This is a genomic window from Diaphorobacter caeni (assembly GCF_015354245.1).
GTDB classification, from domain to species: domain Bacteria; phylum Pseudomonadota; class Gammaproteobacteria; order Burkholderiales; family Burkholderiaceae_C; genus Diaphorobacter_A; species Diaphorobacter_A caeni.
On sequence record NZ_JADKYZ010000011.1, the window covers coordinates 172,374 to 187,323 of the forward strand.

General features: G+C 62.3%; 14 protein-coding genes. 4 read left to right on the forward strand and 10 right to left on the reverse strand.

The annotated features are described in order from the left end of the window. The first annotated feature begins 47 nt into the window (after positions 1-47). Positions 48-545 carry a GNAT family N-acetyltransferase gene (locus ISG32_RS24195; protein ID WP_323745988.1) on the forward strand — a complete coding sequence of 166 codons (498 nt, stop codon included), beginning with the start codon at positions 48-50 and terminating at the stop codon, positions 543-545. Here the strand turns inward: ISG32_RS24195 and ISG32_RS24200 are convergent. Continuing rightward, complete coding sequence (locus ISG32_RS24200) at positions 514-1,206, reverse strand: pentapeptide repeat-containing protein (protein ID WP_228530078.1); 693 nt, start codon at positions 1,204-1,206, stop codon at positions 514-516. The two genes, ISG32_RS24195 and ISG32_RS24200, sit on opposite strands and share 32 nt — an antisense overlap. Positions 1,207-1,326: 120 nt before the next feature. Then, positions 1,327-2,871: a Fic family protein gene (locus ISG32_RS24205; RefSeq protein ID WP_194773575.1), complete on the reverse strand. Its 1,545-nt coding sequence runs from the start codon at positions 2,869-2,871 to the stop codon at positions 1,327-1,329. 335 nt (positions 2,872-3,206) lie between these two features. On the opposite strand from ISG32_RS24205, the gene ISG32_RS24210 reads away from it, so the two are divergent. Further along, positions 3,207-4,139, forward strand: a complete 933-nt coding sequence (locus ISG32_RS24210; protein ID WP_194773576.1) for a tyrosine-type recombinase/integrase — start codon at positions 3,207-3,209, stop codon at positions 4,137-4,139. 167 nt (positions 4,140-4,306) lie between these two features. Here the strand turns inward: ISG32_RS24210 and ISG32_RS24215 are convergent, their stop codons facing one another. From ISG32_RS24215 to ISG32_RS24225, 3 genes are all read right to left on the reverse strand, one after another. Next, positions 4,307-5,584 (reverse strand): TRAP transporter large permease, encoded by a 1,278-nt coding sequence (locus ISG32_RS24215; protein ID WP_194773577.1) that lies wholly within the window; start codon positions 5,582-5,584, stop codon positions 4,307-4,309. Continuing rightward, positions 5,581-6,075 (reverse strand): TRAP transporter small permease, encoded by a 495-nt coding sequence (locus ISG32_RS24220; RefSeq protein ID WP_194773578.1) that lies wholly within the window; start codon positions 6,073-6,075, stop codon positions 5,581-5,583. Before ISG32_RS24220 ends, ISG32_RS24215 begins: the two co-directional genes overlap by 4 nt. An 87-nt stretch (positions 6,076-6,162) precedes the next feature. Then, on the reverse strand, positions 6,163-7,143 hold the full coding sequence (locus ISG32_RS24225; protein ID WP_194773579.1) for a TRAP transporter substrate-binding protein: 981 nt from the start codon (positions 7,141-7,143) through the stop codon (positions 6,163-6,165). 386 nt (positions 7,144-7,529) lie between these two features. Here ISG32_RS24225 and ISG32_RS24230 point away from each other — a divergent pair, with 386 nt between their 5' ends. Next, positions 7,530-7,979, forward strand: a complete 450-nt coding sequence (locus tag ISG32_RS24230) for an Lrp/AsnC family transcriptional regulator (RefSeq protein WP_194773580.1) — start codon at positions 7,530-7,532, stop codon at positions 7,977-7,979. 8 nt (positions 7,980-7,987) lie between these two features. Here ISG32_RS24230 and ISG32_RS24235 read toward each other — a convergent pair whose 3' ends face one another. Both ISG32_RS24235 and ISG32_RS24240 read right to left on the reverse strand, forming a co-directional pair. After that, on the reverse strand, positions 7,988-9,478 hold the full coding sequence (locus tag ISG32_RS24235; protein ID WP_194773581.1) for an amino acid permease: 1,491 nt from the start codon (positions 9,476-9,478) through the stop codon (positions 7,988-7,990). A 144-nt stretch (positions 9,479-9,622) separates the two neighbouring features. Then, the gene (locus ISG32_RS24240; RefSeq protein ID WP_194773582.1) at positions 9,623-10,513 is read right to left on the reverse strand and encodes a LysR family transcriptional regulator; all 891 of its coding nucleotides are present in this window, start codon (positions 10,511-10,513) and stop codon (positions 9,623-9,625) included. Between the two features lie 129 nt (positions 10,514-10,642). Here ISG32_RS24240 and ISG32_RS24245 point away from each other — a divergent pair, with 129 nt between their 5' ends. Further along, entirely contained in the window at positions 10,643-12,127 is a 1,485-nt protein-coding gene (locus ISG32_RS24245) for an MFS transporter (protein WP_194773583.1), read from the forward strand. A 7-nt stretch (positions 12,128-12,134) separates the two neighbouring features. Here ISG32_RS24245 and ISG32_RS24250 read toward each other — a convergent pair whose 3' ends face one another. From ISG32_RS24250 to ISG32_RS24260, 3 genes are all read right to left on the reverse strand, one after another. Continuing rightward, complete coding sequence (locus ISG32_RS24250; RefSeq protein WP_194773584.1) at positions 12,135-12,929, reverse strand: ABC transporter ATP-binding protein; 795 nt, start codon at positions 12,927-12,929, stop codon at positions 12,135-12,137. A gap of 36 nt (positions 12,930-12,965) precedes the next feature. After that, the gene (locus ISG32_RS24255) at positions 12,966-13,853 is read right to left on the reverse strand and encodes an ABC transporter permease (protein WP_194773585.1); all 888 of its coding nucleotides are present in this window, start codon (positions 13,851-13,853) and stop codon (positions 12,966-12,968) included. Between the two features lie 106 nt (positions 13,854-13,959). After that, positions 13,960-14,928, reverse strand: coding sequence for an ABC transporter substrate-binding protein (locus ISG32_RS24260; RefSeq protein WP_194773586.1), 969 nt, complete (start codon positions 14,926-14,928; stop codon positions 13,960-13,962). Positions 14,929-14,950 lie beyond the last annotated feature (22 nt).

The following is a 14,950-nucleotide window of genomic DNA, read 5'->3' on the forward strand; positions in this document are numbered from 1 at the left end:
GATAAGGTGCCCGTTTGAACCACTCCCCTTCGCCATTGATCCAGTGTGTGAAAGACGTTTCACAGGTATCGGAATTCCTGCACAACGCGCGCACCGACATGTTCGCCGAGCGCGTGGATGTGGACGAGATTCCCGCAGATGTGCGGCGTTTCAACGAGGTCTATGCATCGGGTGACGGGTGCATGCTGGCGGCATGGGCCGAGGATGACCGCGTGGTCGCGAGCATTGCTTACCGGCCTTATGACGGTCGCTTTCCGCATTTGAATCTGATGCAAGGGAAGGTGGTCGAGGTGGTGCGGCTCTATGTCGATCCGGCGTGGCGTCGCCAGGGGCTGGCGGCGCGGCTCTACGCTGAACTCAGGCGCCTGGCATTGGAGCAAGGCGTTCAGGTGTTCTATCTGCACACCCATCCATTTCTGGCGGGAGCGGAAGCCTTCTGGCGAATGCAGGGGTTCGAGCTGCTGTGCCGCGATGCCGATCCGGTCTGGCAGACCATCCACATGCAGGCCTTGATCAGACCACCCGCACCCTCAACGAAGCGATGATCGCGGCGGCCTGCGCGGTGGACAGGGTGCATCCTTTGAAGTGCTGCTGAAGATCACCAACGCTCACCTGCCCGAGCTCCGTCGCACTGAGGTCGGCGCCTTTGAAGTTCGTGCCTTTGAGGTTGGCGTCCTGCAGGGTTCCGCCCGCGATGGTGGCCGACGAGAAGTCGCAGCCGCCCAGATCGGCGCCGCTCATATGGAGACCTTCGACCCGCATCTTGCGGAACGAGATTCCACGAAGGTCTGCGTGCACGAGGATCGAGTCTTTGAAACTCAGGCCCAGAGTCTGAGCGTTCAGAAACGTTGCGCCCGTCAGCTTGACCTCATTGAACGAGGCGGCGGACAGCCTGGCGCGTGACCAGGAGGTGTTGTTGTAGTCGCCCCCTTCGAACTTGGCCTCCGTGAGGTCGGCCATGTCAAAGCGCGCCTGGGGCGCGCGGCAGCCTGTCCAGTGCGTCCTCGACAGAAGCGATTTTTCCAATCGCGCCGATGTGAATGAGCAGTCGACGAAGTGGGCTCCGGCGAGATCCAGCTCGCGAAGGTCGCAGTCGTCGAAGCGGCAGCCCTCAAACGAGAGGGGCTTGCCTTGGTGTGCGGAGATCAGTTCGCGTATCTGGTGGCGGTCGAGCGTTTGGGCCGCAGTGTTCATCAACTCGTTCATTTCAATTTCTTTTCGTGGCCTGTCTTGCCGATCCCGGTGAGAGTACCTGGGGCCGATGGGTTGGCATCGTCTTGATTGACCAGGATCTGTGGTGCATCGGCCCAAAGCCATCCGTATGGGCTACTCGTCGCCATCATGCATGTCCCGCTCTTCAAACGCCGAGCGCACGGCCTCCACCACGCGATCAGCGCGATGTGCGTCGTCCAGTTGCGGATACGCTTTTTTCAGCTTGCCCGAAACCTGCCAGCCGTTTTCCTTGAGCGAGCGGATGATGCAGTTGGCATCCTGATCCGGCATTTCCAGTACGTCCTTGAGCCGCTCCTGGGCGCGTTGGAAAATGATCAGGACCCGCGCCTCGTCGGCCATCTCGACCCGGATGGTGTGCGCCACGATCTCTGCGATGTAGAGGACATGCTCGGTCAGGTCGGGATAGCGCCATGCGAACTGCGCGTCCGGATAGTCGTCGAAATCCAGGTTGCTGGAGGTGCAGTCTTCATATTCGACGAGCTTGCCGAAGCGGTAGGAGTTCGCGTAGCGCTGCATGAAGGGGCGCGAGAACACCTCAAGCGTGCGGTCATATCGGGCACGGAAATCGATCGAGCTCGTGATGGTGGCCGATACCGGCAGGATCACGCCATGCGGCACGGCCTTGTCACGGATCAGCGTGTCGTTGACCAGAAAACGATGAATCCGGCCATTGCCGTCGCGCATCGGATGGATGTACACGAAGCCAAAGGCGAGAGTGGCCGCCCGGGCCAGAGGCTCGGCTCCGCGGGTGGCCAGCTCGAAGGCCTTCAATCCGTCGAGCAGTGCCGGCAACGTCTCATGCGGCGGGGCGATGTAGTGCACGATGTCCTCGCGCATCGTCGCCTGTCCCACGAAGACCGGCGAGCGCCTGAGGCCGAGTCCGAGCGCGTCCTGCCCCAGAATGCCGGCCTGCAGCGTGCGCAGGCTGTCGCCGCCAAGGGGATCTTCGATGTGTCCGCAGTACTTGGCGATCACATGGGCAAAGCGCTGGATTCTGTCGGCCTTGTCCGCTTCCTTCTCGATCAGAAAGCTCGCGCGCGACTCTTTGAGCGTCAGCCAGCTGGCCGTACGCATCAGAATGTCCGGCCCGAACGTCTGATCGAGCTCGTGCAGTGCCGCTTGCAGATCAAACTGCAGCGCCGTCTGCACCAAGCCGGTTCGTCGCACCAGTGGGCAGAAGCCGGGTGTGCCGGGCAGGTTGTCGTTGATGCGCCAGCGCCGATTCCTTTGCTGCGCCACACGGGTCAGGTATCTCTGCGGAGACACGGCATTGATGTAGCCCCCATTGGTGACATCCGGCACGTCGAGCGTCTGGCCAGTCAGCCATTCGAACAGGAAACCGGTGCGCCGCGCATACTGGCCGAACGGCGCTTCGCGGCACCAATTCTCGATGGGCTCTGGGCCGATCGCTGAGAACAGGCGGGCGAAAAACTCGAGGTGAATCTCCTCATACTTGAGCCCGAACTCGAAATGCCCGGCAAAGCTGTCCGCAGGCAGGTAGCTGCCGGGATACTTGTTCTCGGTACGACCATCGCTTTCGCGGCTGACCCGCGTCGTCCCGATCATCGATTCGACGCGCAGCGGTTGTGCAAGCGCGATACCGTAACGCTCGGCCAATGCTCTGAAGCCTACCTGCATTGTTGAATGCCCTAATTGCTGTGGAAAACAATAAAAACAAACCAATAGTATGCGAAAACAATATTTTCAACCGAAAAATCCATTGATTGCAGCACGAATTTGATAATATTTCGGCATTTTTGCTTTGAAATGATAATTTGATCCTTTGTGTCCATGTTTGCCGCTGACAATCAAAAGCATTAAATTCGGATTACATGAGATCGACGTCTTCCACATCCTCAAAGTCCACACCTTCATCAACCACGAGGGGCGCTCCTGCGCAACACAACGTCCCGAGTTCTGGCATTCTTCTCGACCTGTGGCTAAACGCATGTCCTCAGGAATTGCGTCGTTCCATGGGCATCACGGACGAGGACTCGTATCGGTACTTCTGGAACACCTGGAACCAATACCTGGTGCTTGCGGATCTTGGTGCATCCACCGATGAGCACCGCTGGACGCTCGCGAACGCATCGACCGTGCTGCATTTTCTGAACGCCGGCACGTCCCCGAGAAAAACGCAGGAGGGTGTCAGCGCGATCACGCGCCGCAGATACTGGCGTCTGCTGGACCGGATCTACGAGTTCGCGCTGTCAAAACACTGGATCGTCGCCAATCCTGCACGTGCCATCAACGAATGGGAAAAACCGCGTGCGGAGAACCCCAAGGGGGCCGTGCTCTCCAGCCACCAATGGGAGCGCGGCAAACGTCTGCTCCAGTCCGCTTGTCAGAGGCGAGAGCCGGACAACGCGACGGATGCCCGCAATCTGGCGATTCTGCTGTGCCTCTATGAATTGGGGATCACACCGCTTGAGCTGCGCTCGCTGAATCTCGACGCGCTGCAGGGCAACCCAGAGGCCAACACCTGGACGCATCTCCAGATCGACGGCTCCGGCGTGAACCAACGGCGCCGCTTTCATCTCGAGCCCCTGGTCGCAGCCGCGCTTTCAGACTGGGTCACCCATCGCAAGCACATGCCGAACGCCGGGAAGACCGAGCATCTTTTCTGCTCGACGCACGGCCGAATGATGAGCGCAGACAACCTGCATCTGCTCGTGCGCGAACACCTGCTGCAGGTCGCTGCCGCGTCGGAGAGCGACCCGGCCATGCGTCTCGGCCCACAGGTCATCAGAAACACCCGCATCGTCCGCTGGATCAACGAGGGCACACCACCTGCGCAGGTCGCTCTTCGCGCGGGTCTCAAGGACGAAAAGGGTCTGCATCACCTTGCGGATCATTTCAATCGGGAAGTTCATCCGGGGGCGCGGAGGACTGGCGAGCGGCGTTGATGCTGCTTTTGAGGCATTTCAGTTTGTTGCGTTGTTGCGCCGCTCGTACCAGCTTGTTCATTCACCGGGCGAACCAGCGATGGTGGCGGGCTGGATTTGTACAACAAGCTGGCGCGAGGCGCAGTATCAAAAGGACGCGTGAGTGGGCACGCGTACGTTCAACAAGTTCATTTGGCATAGACCAGATCGCGCAATCCCAGCGAGATCCCCGGCACGTACGTAATCACCATCAAGCACGTCAGGATCACGAGCACGAAGGGCAACAACTGGGTGACGATGCGGTCCAGAGAAATGCGGGCCACGGTGCAGGCGGCGAAGAGGTTCACGCCGAAGGGCGGGGTGATCATTCCGAGCGCCAGGTTCACCACCATGATCAGGCCGAAGTGCACCGGGTCGATGCCGAAGTGCTGCGCGACGGGGGCGAGAATGGGTGCCAGAACGATGATGGCGGCGCTGGTTTCGATGAACATGCCGATGATGAACAGCGCGGCGTTCACGCCGAGCAGGAACATGGCGGGGGACTTGAGCACTTCTTCCAGCCAGTGTCCGATGGCGTCCGGCACGCCTGCGCGGGTGATGAGGAAGGCGAACAGGCCCGCGTTGGCGATGATGAACATGATCACCGCGGACGAGAGCGCCGATTTGCGGAAGATGGCGTACAGGTCCTTTATCTTGATTTCGCGGTAGATCAGCGTGCCGACGATGAGCGCGTAGAACACCGCCACGGCGGAGGCTTCGGTGGGCGTGAAGACGCCGCCGTAGATGCCGCCCAGAATGATCACCGGCATCAGCAGCGCCCAGCTGGCCTGCAGCAGCGCACGGCCGAAGGACATGCGGCCTTCGCCGTCGTTCTTGCCCCAGCCTTTCCATTTGCAGTAGATCCACACGAACAGCATCAGCGCCAGGCTGATGAGAATGCCTGGGCCGAAGCCTGCGATGAACAGTTCGCCGATGGAAACTTCGGCGCTCACGCCATACAGAATCATCGGGATGGAGGGCGGGATGATCACGCCCAGCTCGGCGCTGGTGGCTTGCAGTGCGGCGGCAAAGCTGGTGGGGTAACCGTGCTTGATGAGCGCGGGAATCAGGATCGCGCCGATGGCAAACGTGGTCGCCACGGACGAGCCCGACACCGCCGCGAAGATCATGCAGGTAAGCACGCAGGTCATGGGCAGGCCGCCTTGCACGCCGCCGACGATGCTCTTGGCAAATTCGACCAGGCGGCGCGAGATGCCGCCGGTTTCCATCAGGTTGCCCGCGAGGATGAAGAACGGAATCGCGGCGAGCGGAAACCGGTTGATGGCGCCGAACATCTCCTTCACGGAAATCAGCATGTTGGCGTTGGACATGTGGATGCCTGCGATCGAGGCAAGGCCGATCGAGACGGCGACCGAGACGCTGAGCGCAAAGCACAGCACCATGGTGATGATCATCACTGGAGTCATTGGGCGGTCTCCAGTTCGAGGCGCTTGGGATCGAGCAGGTTGCCGATGATGCCGGGAATGCAGAACAGCGCCCCCACCGGAATGGCCAGATAGGCCCAGAACATGGACACGGATTCGAGTCCGGCCATGGATTGCACGCCGCCACGCTTGGCGTAGTCGAAACCCCACCAGATCAGCACGCCGATGAGCGCGAGCGCGGCCAGGCTGACGACCCAGTCGAGCACGCGGCGCATGCCCGGCGGGCTCCAGCGGTAGAGCACGTCAACGCTTACCATCGCGCCTTGCCGAAACGCCATCGGAATGGCGAGAAACACCATCCAGATCAGGCTGAAGCGGATCAGCACTTCGGTCCATTCGGCAGGTTGCTCAAGCACGAAACGCATCAGGATCTGGAAAATCCCGAGCGTCGATGCCACCAGGAGCATCAGACATGCGCCAGCCATTGCGATGGCCGTTGTCCATCGCTCGAGAGACAGGAAGAGGGATTTCATGCGCTGGGACGCACCCGCTGGAGGCGGGCGCGGCGAGGTTGCGTTGAGATGGGGGCGGGTGGGGTGAGGCGGCGGGTCAGTCGCCGTTCACTTGAAGTTGCGGATGCGATCGAGATTGGCCTTGCCGAAATCCTTCTCGAACTGCGCGTTCACGTTGGTGAGCGCGGAAACGAACTTGGATTTGTCCACGTTGTCGATCACCGTCATGCCCTTGGCGCGCAGATCGGTCACGCCCTTGGCGTCGTCCTCGTCAACGCGCGCGCGGTTGGCTTTGGTGCCTTCCTTGGCGGCTTCGAGAAAGGCTTTCTTGTCGTCCGCCGAGAGCTTGTCGAACGCCGCCTTGCTCATCACGAAGATGCACGGTGAATAGACGTGGCCGGTGAGCGAGAGGTGCTTTTGCACCTGATCGAACTTGGCGGAAATGATGACCGGCAGCGGGTTTTCCTGACCATCCACCGTGCCTTGCTGCAGCGCGGTGAACACTTCAGGGAAGGCCATCGGCGTGGTGATGATGCCGAACGCCTTGTACGCGGCGATGTGCACGGGGTTCTCCATCGTGCGCATCTTCAGGCCCTTGAGGTCGTCGGGCGATTTCACGTCGCGCTTGCTGTTGGTCATGTGGCGGAAGCCGTTTTCGGCCCATGCCAGCGCCTTGAAGCCTTTGGCGTCGAACTTGGCGAGCAGCTCATCGCCGATGGGGCCATCCAGCACGGCACGCGCGTGCGCCTTGTCGCGGAACAGGAAGGGCACGTCGAGAATCTTGGTTTCCGGCACGAAGTTGGGCACGGGGCCGGACGAGCTGAACGCCAGCTCCTGCGTGCCGAGCTGCACGGCTTCGATGGATTCACGCTCGCCGCCGAGCGCGCCGTTGTAGAACGTCTGGATCTTGTAGCGGCCGTTGGTGCGCTTTTCCACCTCTTTGGCAAAGGTGTCGATGGCCACGCCCTGGTGAGAGTTCTGCGCCACGGAGATGCTGATGCGCATGGTGGTCTGCGCGTTCGCCAGGCCGGGGGCCAATAAGCTGCCCATCATCAAGCCAACACCCAGAGCAATCGATTGAAGTCGCATAACGTTCGTTCCTCTCATCGGCGGTGCCGAAGTTGTCTCCAATTGGATGGTCAAACGAGCCGCAGCGGTTCGTTCGAAGCGGAAGCAGAAGCGGAAATCCACTCTGGTGAGCATTTTGAAGAAAGCTATCAGCGGCGGTATTGGGGTTTTTATGGTTCGCGCCCTCAAAGCAAAAGCCCCTTGGACGGCGGTAACCATCCAGAGGGGCTGTGCGTGAGAGGGAATGTCGGTAAACGGGCTCTGCGGGAAAGGGGCTTCGGTAAAAGTGTTTCGATGGAAGAAGTATGCGCTTGTGAGTGCAGAAGAAGTTTCTGAATCTTCCGCAGATTTCTGTCGAGATAGAATATTTTTCTGAAATCGTTCGAAATTCTTGGATCAATCGTCATATGGATCGCATCGACAGGAAAATTCTTTCCGTACTTCAGGCCAACTCGCGCGCCAGTCTGCAGGAGATCGGCGCGGCGGTGGGGCTGAGCGCATCACCCTGCTGGGGCCGCATCAAGAAGATGGAAGAGGCGGGTGTGATCGAGGGTTACACCGTGCGGCTCAACCCGCAGGCGCTGGGTCTGTCGGACACCGTGCTGGTGCAGGTCACGCTGGACAGCCACTCCGACAACACGCTGGAGAAGTTCGGCGAAGTGCTGGCCACCATTCCCGAGGTGGTGGAGGCGCACCTGGTGTCAGGAGACTATGACTACCTGCTGCGCATCGTCGTGAAGGACACGCGCGACTACGAGAGGCTGCTGCGCGAGAAGCTCTACAAGATCCGCGGTATTCGCCACAGCCGCTCCAGCTTTGTGCTGCGGACGCTGAAACGGGCGGATCTGCCGCTGTAGGACCAGTGTCAGTGGTCTGAAGGCTGCAAGCCCTGCACGTCCATTTCCTGGTACGAAACGATGCGCGAGCCCTTGACCCACTTGTAGCCGAACCAGATGATCAGGAAGAGCGGCAGGCCGATGTAGGTGGCGACGACGCCGACCCAGTCGATCTTGTCGGCCATGAAGTTCTCGTAGTTCTGGCCGAGCGTGATGATCATGCACAGCACGAACGCGAACACCGGGCCGATCGGGAAGGCGGGGGCCTTGTAGGGCAGGTTGCTCAAGGGGTAGCCCTGCGCCTCGCAGCCTTTGCGGAAGCGATAGTGGCTCACGGCAATGCCCAACCACGCCACAAAGCCGCACATGCCCGAGAGATTCAGCAGCCAGATGTAGACGGTGGAGGGGCTGAAGATATTGGTGAAGAAGCACATCGCGGCAATCACCGTGGTGGCGATGAGCGCCATCACGGGAACGCCGCGCCGATTCACACGCGCAAACAGCTTGGGCGCCATGCCTTGCTGTGCCAGTGCGTACAGCATGCGGGTGGAGGCGTACATGCCCGAGTTGCCCGCCGACAGCACGGAGGTGAGCACCACGGCGTTCATCACCGCCGCCGCGCCGAGCAGGCCTGCGTGCTCGAACACCAGCGTGAAGGGGCTGACCGAGATATCGCCCAGATCGTTCTTGAGCAGCTGGGGATCGGTGTAGGGGATCAGCAAGCCGATGATGAGAATGGCGAACACATAGAACAGCAGAATGCGCCAGAACACCTTGCGCACGGCGCGCGGCACGTTCTTGGCGGGATCTTCGGATTCGCCTGCGGCGATGCCGATCAGCTCGGTGCCCTGGAACGAGAAACCCACCACCATCGCCACGCCGATCAGCGCCGCGAAGCCGCCGGCAAAAGGCGCGTCTCCGTTCGTGAAGTTGGCGATGTTGCCCCACAGGCCTTCGGGCGAACCGCCCTTGAGAATGCCGAAGACCATCAGCAGACCAATGCCGATGAACACCAGCACGGTGACCACCTTGATGGTGGCGAACCAGAATTCGGACTCGCCGAAGCCGCGCGCCGACAGGGCGTTGAGCCCGAACATCAGCGCAAGGAACAGGGCGCTCCAGAGCATGCCGTTCACGTCGGGGAACCAGTAGGCCATCACCAGCTGCGCGGCCACGAGGTCGACCGCGATGGTCACCGCCCAGTTGTACCAATAGTTCCAGCCCAGCGCGAAGCCGAAGCCTTCGTCGACGTATTTCGCGCCATAGGTGGCGAACGAGCCCGACACCGGCAGGTGAGCGGCCATTTCGCCGAGGCTGGTCATCAGGAAGTAGACCATCAAGCCGATCACCATATAGGCCAGCAGCGCACCACCGGGGCCGGCCTGGGAAATCGTGGCGCCCGAGGCGACGAACAGCCCGGTGCCGATGGAGCCGCCAATGGCGATCATCGACATGTGTCGGGCTTTGAGGGTGCGGCGCAACTCGCCGCTGGTGGAAGAAGAAAGGCCGCTATCGCTCATGGGGGTCTTGGGTCACGGCCCGATCATCTGATCTGGCCGCTCCACGCTACGGGGAAACCCTCTATTTTCCCGGTTTTGGAAGACGCAGTGTGGATGCGGGTCTGGGCGGCCCCACGTGGCGCCGATTCGTGCCACCGATTCATGTCACCAATTGGCCTGCTCGAGCAGCAGCTTTGCCAGCGCCTTGATCTTGGGCGAGGCCTGCCGCGAGCGCGGGTAGACCAGCGCCAGTTCGCGGCTGCGTCCCTCGTGGCGGGGCAGGAGCCGCACCAGACGGCCCGCGCGCAGGTGCTCGTGCACCGCGAATTCCATGATCTGCACCACGCCCAGTCCGTGCAGGGCGCTCTCAAGCAGGGGATCGCCACTGTCGAAATGGATGGATTGCGGCACGGGCCAGTCTTCGGGCTGGCCTTGCTCATTGAGGAACTGCCAATGCACCCGGCGGCCGAGGTGGTGGTTGTAGACGCCGATGCAGGTGTGCTGCGCCAGCTCGGCCAGCCCGCTGGGCGTTCCGTGCTCGGCAAGGTAGGCGGGCGAGGCCACCGTCACCCAGCGCAGCGGCGGCAGGCTGCGCGCGATCATGCGGCTGTCCTCGAGTGGGCCGATGCGCACGGCGGCATCAAAGCCTTCGTCCACCATGTCGACGAGGCGGTCGGTGAAGCTCGCGTCGATCTGCAGTTGCGGATGTTGGCGCATGAGCTGACCCAGCAGGGGGGTGAGCATCACGCGACCGAACAGGGACGGGGCCGTCATGCGCAGCATGCCGCTGGGCTCGCAGCGTCGGTCCAGCAGCAGCTTGCGGGCATCCTCCAATCCGGCGATCAGCGGCGTACAGCGATCCACGAGTTCGCAGCCATCGGGCGTGAGCGACACATTGCGCGTGTTGCGGTTCAACAGGCGCACCCCCAGCGTGGACTCCAGTTGGGCGACGCTGCGCGAAATGCGCGACTGGCTGGTGCCCAATTGCTGGGCGGCGAGGGTGAAGCTTTTGCATTCGGCCACCTTGACCAGCATGTGGACGGCGTTGAGATCCATGGGTGTCGGTTCGATGAATAGATTGATTCAATTTTGCATTAGTGAAAGAAAAATATCGAATTTATCTTTTAAAGTGAATTAATTAGCATGAATCCCATCGCCGTTTTGGCTTTCTTGGGCTCTGGATTCATGACGCTTTCTTCTTCCAAATCTCCGGCATCGGCGCTGCGCCATCCCCGCATGGCGCTGGCGCTGCTGTCGCTGTCGCAACTGCTGATCGCGCTGGACGCGACCATCGTCTTCGTCGCGCTCGATGCCATCGGCCAGAACCTGCAGGTGGATGCGCGGCACCTGCAATGGGTGATCAGCGGCTACAGCGTGGCCTTTGGCGGTTGCCTGCTGCTGGGCGGGCGCTGTGCCGATGTGCTGGGCAAGCGGCGCATGTACCTCGTCGGCATGGCGCTGTTCGGGCTGGCGTCGCTGCTCGGCGGCTATTCGACGGATTCGCTGCAGCTGGTGCTGGCGCGTGCGGCGCAGGGCGTGGCCGCGGCGATGCTGTTTCCCGCCACGCTGTCGTTGATCAACACGCTGTGCGAGGCAGGGCCGGCGCGCAATCGTGCTCTGGCCGTCTGGAGCATGGCGTCGGCGGGAGGCCTCGCCGCCGGGGCATTGCTGGGCGGAGTGCTCACCCAGTGGCTGGGCTGGAATTGGGTGCTCTGGGTGATGGTGCTGCTCGCCTGGCCCTGCGCGCTGGCGGCGTTGCGCTATCTGCCGCGTGATGCGAAGAGCGGGCCCGGACAAGGCTTTGATCTGGCGGGCTGCATCACCGTCACGCTGGGCAGCACCTTGCTGGTCGCGGCGCTGGTGCAGGGGCCGGAATGGGGCTGGAGCAGCGCGGAGCTCATCGCCACCCTGCTGGCCGCGCTGGCGCTGCTGGGCTTGTTCGCCTTCATCGAAACCCGCTCGCGTTCGCCGCTGGTTCCCATGGCCTTGCTGCGCGTGCCGGGCCTGCGCACGGCGATGGCGCTCACGATGGTGTTCATGAGCAGCTATGGCGTGCAGTACTACTTTCTGGCGCTGTACTTCCAGCAGATCTACGGCTGGAGCCCGTTGCAGGCGGGGTCGGCATTTCTGCTGCCGACGGCGCTGTGCACCCTCGGCATCCGCTGGGCGGAGCGCTGGCTGCTGCGCAGTTCAGTGCGCAGCGTGCTCTTGGGCGGCTGGGTGGCGGGGACGCTGGGCATGGGCTGGATTGCATGGGCCTTGCCGCACGGAAGCACTTACTGGTGGCTGGTGCCGGGCTTCGTGGTGCTGAGCGTCGGGCAGGGGGCGAGCTGGACCGCGATGTGGATCGTGGCGGGCCAGGGGATTGAGCCTGAGCGGCAGGGCGTTGCTTCCGGCATCGCGGCGACGGCGCAGCAGGTGGGCGCGGCGCTGGGGTTGGCTGTGCTGGTGATGGTGGCGACTTCGCCGGTCGCCGCGCTGGGAGACGGCGCGGCCGAAGCGCCTGCCCGGTTGCAGGCGGTGGCGCGCGGTCTGCAGCATGCCGAATGGGGTGCGGCGCTGTTCGCGCTGGCGGGTTGCCTGATCACCCTGAAAATGAAAAGGCAGCCGCGAAGGGCTGCCAGTCCGGTGCCGCACGATGCGCTCGCCAAGGAGTGCCGCGCGGGTTGAGGGTGCGTCAGCTCAACAGCAGCGCGTCGTCCGACAGCTTTTCGCCACGCACCTTCTCGAACATCTGCAGCAGATCGGGCACGTCAGTGCGCGCGCGTTCCTCGCCAGAGATGTCGAGCACCACCTGGCCCTGATGCAGCATCACCGTGCGCTGGCCGACGTCGAGCGCCTGACGCATGCTGTGGGTGACCATCATGGTGGTGAGCTTGTTCTCGGCGACGATGCGGTCGGTGAGCTTGAGCACGAAATCGGCGGTACGCGGATCGAGCGCGGCGGTGTGCTCGTCGAGCAGCAGAATGCGCGAGGGCTGGAGCGCCGCCATCAGCAGACTCACCGCCTGGCGCTGGCCGCCGGAGAGCAGACCGATGCGGTCGGTCAGGCGGTTTTCGAGGCCAAGGCCAAGGATGGACAGGCGCTCACGGTACAGCTCGCGGTTGGACTTCTTGACCGCGCCCGAGAGGCCACGGCGCGTGCCGCGCTGGTGGGCCAGGGCCATGTTCTCTTCGATGGTCAGGTCTTCGCAGGTGCCGGCCATCGGGTCCTGGAACACGCGGGCCACGCGGGTGGCGCGTGACCAGACGGGCAGACGGGTCACGTCCTCGTTGTCGATCTTGATGGTGCCGGTGTCCACGCCCAGGTCGCCCGAGATGGCGTTGAGGAAGGTGGACTTGCCCGCGCCGTTGGAGCCGATGACGGTGACGAACTGGCCGGCCGGGATCTCCAGCGTCATGCCGCGCAGCGCGCGGGTTTCGATGGGGGTGCCGGGGTTGAAGGTGATGAAGAGGTCTTTTGCGCTCAGCATGATGATGACTTCCTTTTTATCGTTGTTCTGAAAGCATCAGGAGCCGCGCTTGGCCAGCTTGCGCTTGAGCTGCGGAATGACGAGAGCGATGGTCACGAGCACGGCGGTGACCAGATTCAAGTCCTGAGCCTTCAGGCCGATGAAGTCGCTGTTGAGAGCGAGAGCGATGAAGAAACGGTAGACGATGGCGCCGATGATCACGGCCAGAGTCGCGTATACGAGGCGGCGCGACGGCAGGATGGATTCGCCCACGATCACGGCGGCCAGACCGATCACGATGGTGCCGATGCCCATGGAGGCATCTGCGCCGCCCTGGGTCTGTGCGAACAGCGCACCGGCCAGCGCGACCAGCGCGTTGGACACGGCCATGCCCAGCAGCACCATGGCGCCGGTGTTGATGCCCTGCGCGCGCGCCATGCGGGCATTGGAGCCGGTGGAGCGGATCGCGAGGCCGCGCTCGGTGTAGAAGAACCAGTCCATGATCAGCTTGGCGGCGATCACGATCAGCAGCAGCAGGGCGGGGCGCGCCCAGTAGTCGGGCATGCTCTCGGGCTGGAGAATGGTGAAGATGGTGGCGTCGTTGATCAGCGGCACGTTCGGGCCGCCCATGATGCGCAGGTTCACCGAGTACAGCGCGATCATCATCAGGATGGAAGCCAGCAGATCCATGATCTTGAGCTTCACGTTGAGCCAGCCGGTCATGAGGCCGGCGATCGCGCCCGCTGCGGCAGCCGCCAGCGTCGCGAGAAAGGGGTTGTAGCCGCCGGCGATCAGCACGGCGCAGACTGCGCCACCCAGCGGGAAACTTCCGTCCACTGTCAGGTCGGGAAAGCGCAACAGGCGAAAGGAGATGAGAACGCCCAGCGCGACCAGGCTGTAAATCAAGCCGATCTCAACGGCGCCCAACAGTGAAAAAAGAGACATGGACGGTAGTGTCTGAAAAAAACAAAGCAGGAGCCATGTGTGCACGGCTCCTGCATGGATTCGCCGCAGTCATGACGGGGTAAGTCATGACTGTAGCCGTAAGTGCTTACTGCACCACTTGAGCGGCGGACTTGATCAGCTCTTCGGAGAGCTTCACGCCCTGCTTTTCGGCGGCGGTCGGGTTCACGTACAGCTCGGTCTTGTTGGAGACTTCGGGCTTGATCGTGCCTGGCTTTTCACCCTTGAGCAGGCGAACCACCATCTGGCCGGTCTGCAGGCCCAGATCCTTGTAGTTCACGCCCAGAGCGGCAATCGCGCCACGCTTGACGGAGTCGGTGTCCGAGGCGATCAGCGGCAGCTTGGCGTCCTGACCCACCTTCACGAGCGACTCGTAGGCCGAGACGACGTTGTTGTCGGTGTTGGTGTAGATCACGTCGACCTTGCCGACCAGACTGCGGGCAGCGGTGCCCACGTCCACCGAGCGGGGAGCGGCGGCTTCGACCAGCGTCATGCCGTGCTTGGGCAGCAGCGTCTTGAGTTCCTTGACCACCACGGCGGAGTTGGCTTCACCGGGGTTGAAGACCATGCCGACCTTCTTGGCGTTCGGCACGACCTTCTTGATCAGGTCGATCTGCGGCTCGAGCTTGAGCAGGTCGGACACGCCGGTCACGTTGGTCTTGGAGGGTTCCCAGTTCTTCACCAGCTTGGCGGCGACGGGGTCGGTCACGGCGGAGAACACCACCGGCACGTCCTTGGTGGCGGACACCACGGCCTGCGCGGACGGGGTGGCGATGGCCACGATGGCGTCAGGCTTGTCGCCCACGAACTTGCGCGCGATCTGAGCGGCGGTGCCCGGATTGCCCTGGGCGCTCTGGTATTGCCACTTCAGGTTTTTGCCTTCTTCGTAACCGGCGGCCTTCAGGCTTTCCTTCACACCGTCACGGATGGCGTCCAGCGCCGGATGCTCGACGATGGCGGTCACGGCAACGGACTTCTCCTGTGCCTGTGCCACGGGGGCGATGGCGGCCATTGCAAGCGCCAGTGCGCCAAGGGGTGCCCAAGACAATTTGTTCATTCTCTTTGATCTCCAGTCGGAA

Excerpts from the sequence above, each read along its gene's own strand:
- ISG32_RS24260 (WP_194773586.1), bottom strand. The coding sequence starts at position 14,928 with ATGAACAAATTGTCTTGGGCACCCCTTGGCGCACTGGCGCTTGCAATG.
- ISG32_RS24220 (WP_194773578.1), bottom strand. The coding sequence starts at position 6,075 with ATGAAATCCCTCTTCCTGTCTCTCGAGCGATGGACAACGGCCATCGCA.
- ISG32_RS24210 (WP_194773576.1), top strand. The coding sequence starts at position 3,207 with ATGGGCATCACGGACGAGGACTCGTATCGGTACTTCTGGAACACCTGG.
- ISG32_RS24250 (WP_194773584.1), bottom strand. The coding sequence starts at position 12,929 with ATGCTGAGCGCAAAAGACCTCTTCATCACCTTCAACCCCGGCACCCCC.
- ISG32_RS24245 (WP_194773583.1), top strand. The coding sequence starts at position 10,643 with ATGACGCTTTCTTCTTCCAAATCTCCGGCATCGGCGCTGCGCCATCCC.
- ISG32_RS24225 (WP_194773579.1), bottom strand. The coding sequence starts at position 7,143 with ATGCGACTTCAATCGATTGCTCTGGGTGTTGGCTTGATGATGGGCAGC.
- ISG32_RS24230 (WP_194773580.1), top strand. The coding sequence starts at position 7,530 with ATGGATCGCATCGACAGGAAAATTCTTTCCGTACTTCAGGCCAACTCG.
- ISG32_RS24235 (WP_194773581.1), bottom strand. The coding sequence starts at position 9,478 with ATGAGCGATAGCGGCCTTTCTTCTTCCACCAGCGGCGAGTTGCGCCGC.
- ISG32_RS24255 (WP_194773585.1), bottom strand. The coding sequence starts at position 13,853 with ATGTCTCTTTTTTCACTGTTGGGCGCCGTTGAGATCGGCTTGATTTAC.
- ISG32_RS24215 (WP_194773577.1), bottom strand. The coding sequence starts at position 5,584 with ATGACTCCAGTGATGATCATCACCATGGTGCTGTGCTTTGCGCTCAGC.
- ISG32_RS24200 (WP_228530078.1), bottom strand. The coding sequence starts at position 1,206 with ATGAACGAGTTGATGAACACTGCGGCCCAAACGCTCGACCGCCACCAG.
- ISG32_RS24240 (WP_194773582.1), bottom strand. The coding sequence starts at position 10,513 with ATGGATCTCAACGCCGTCCACATGCTGGTCAAGGTGGCCGAATGCAAA.
- ISG32_RS24205 (WP_194773575.1), bottom strand. The coding sequence starts at position 2,871 with ATGCAGGTAGGCTTCAGAGCATTGGCCGAGCGTTACGGTATCGCGCTT.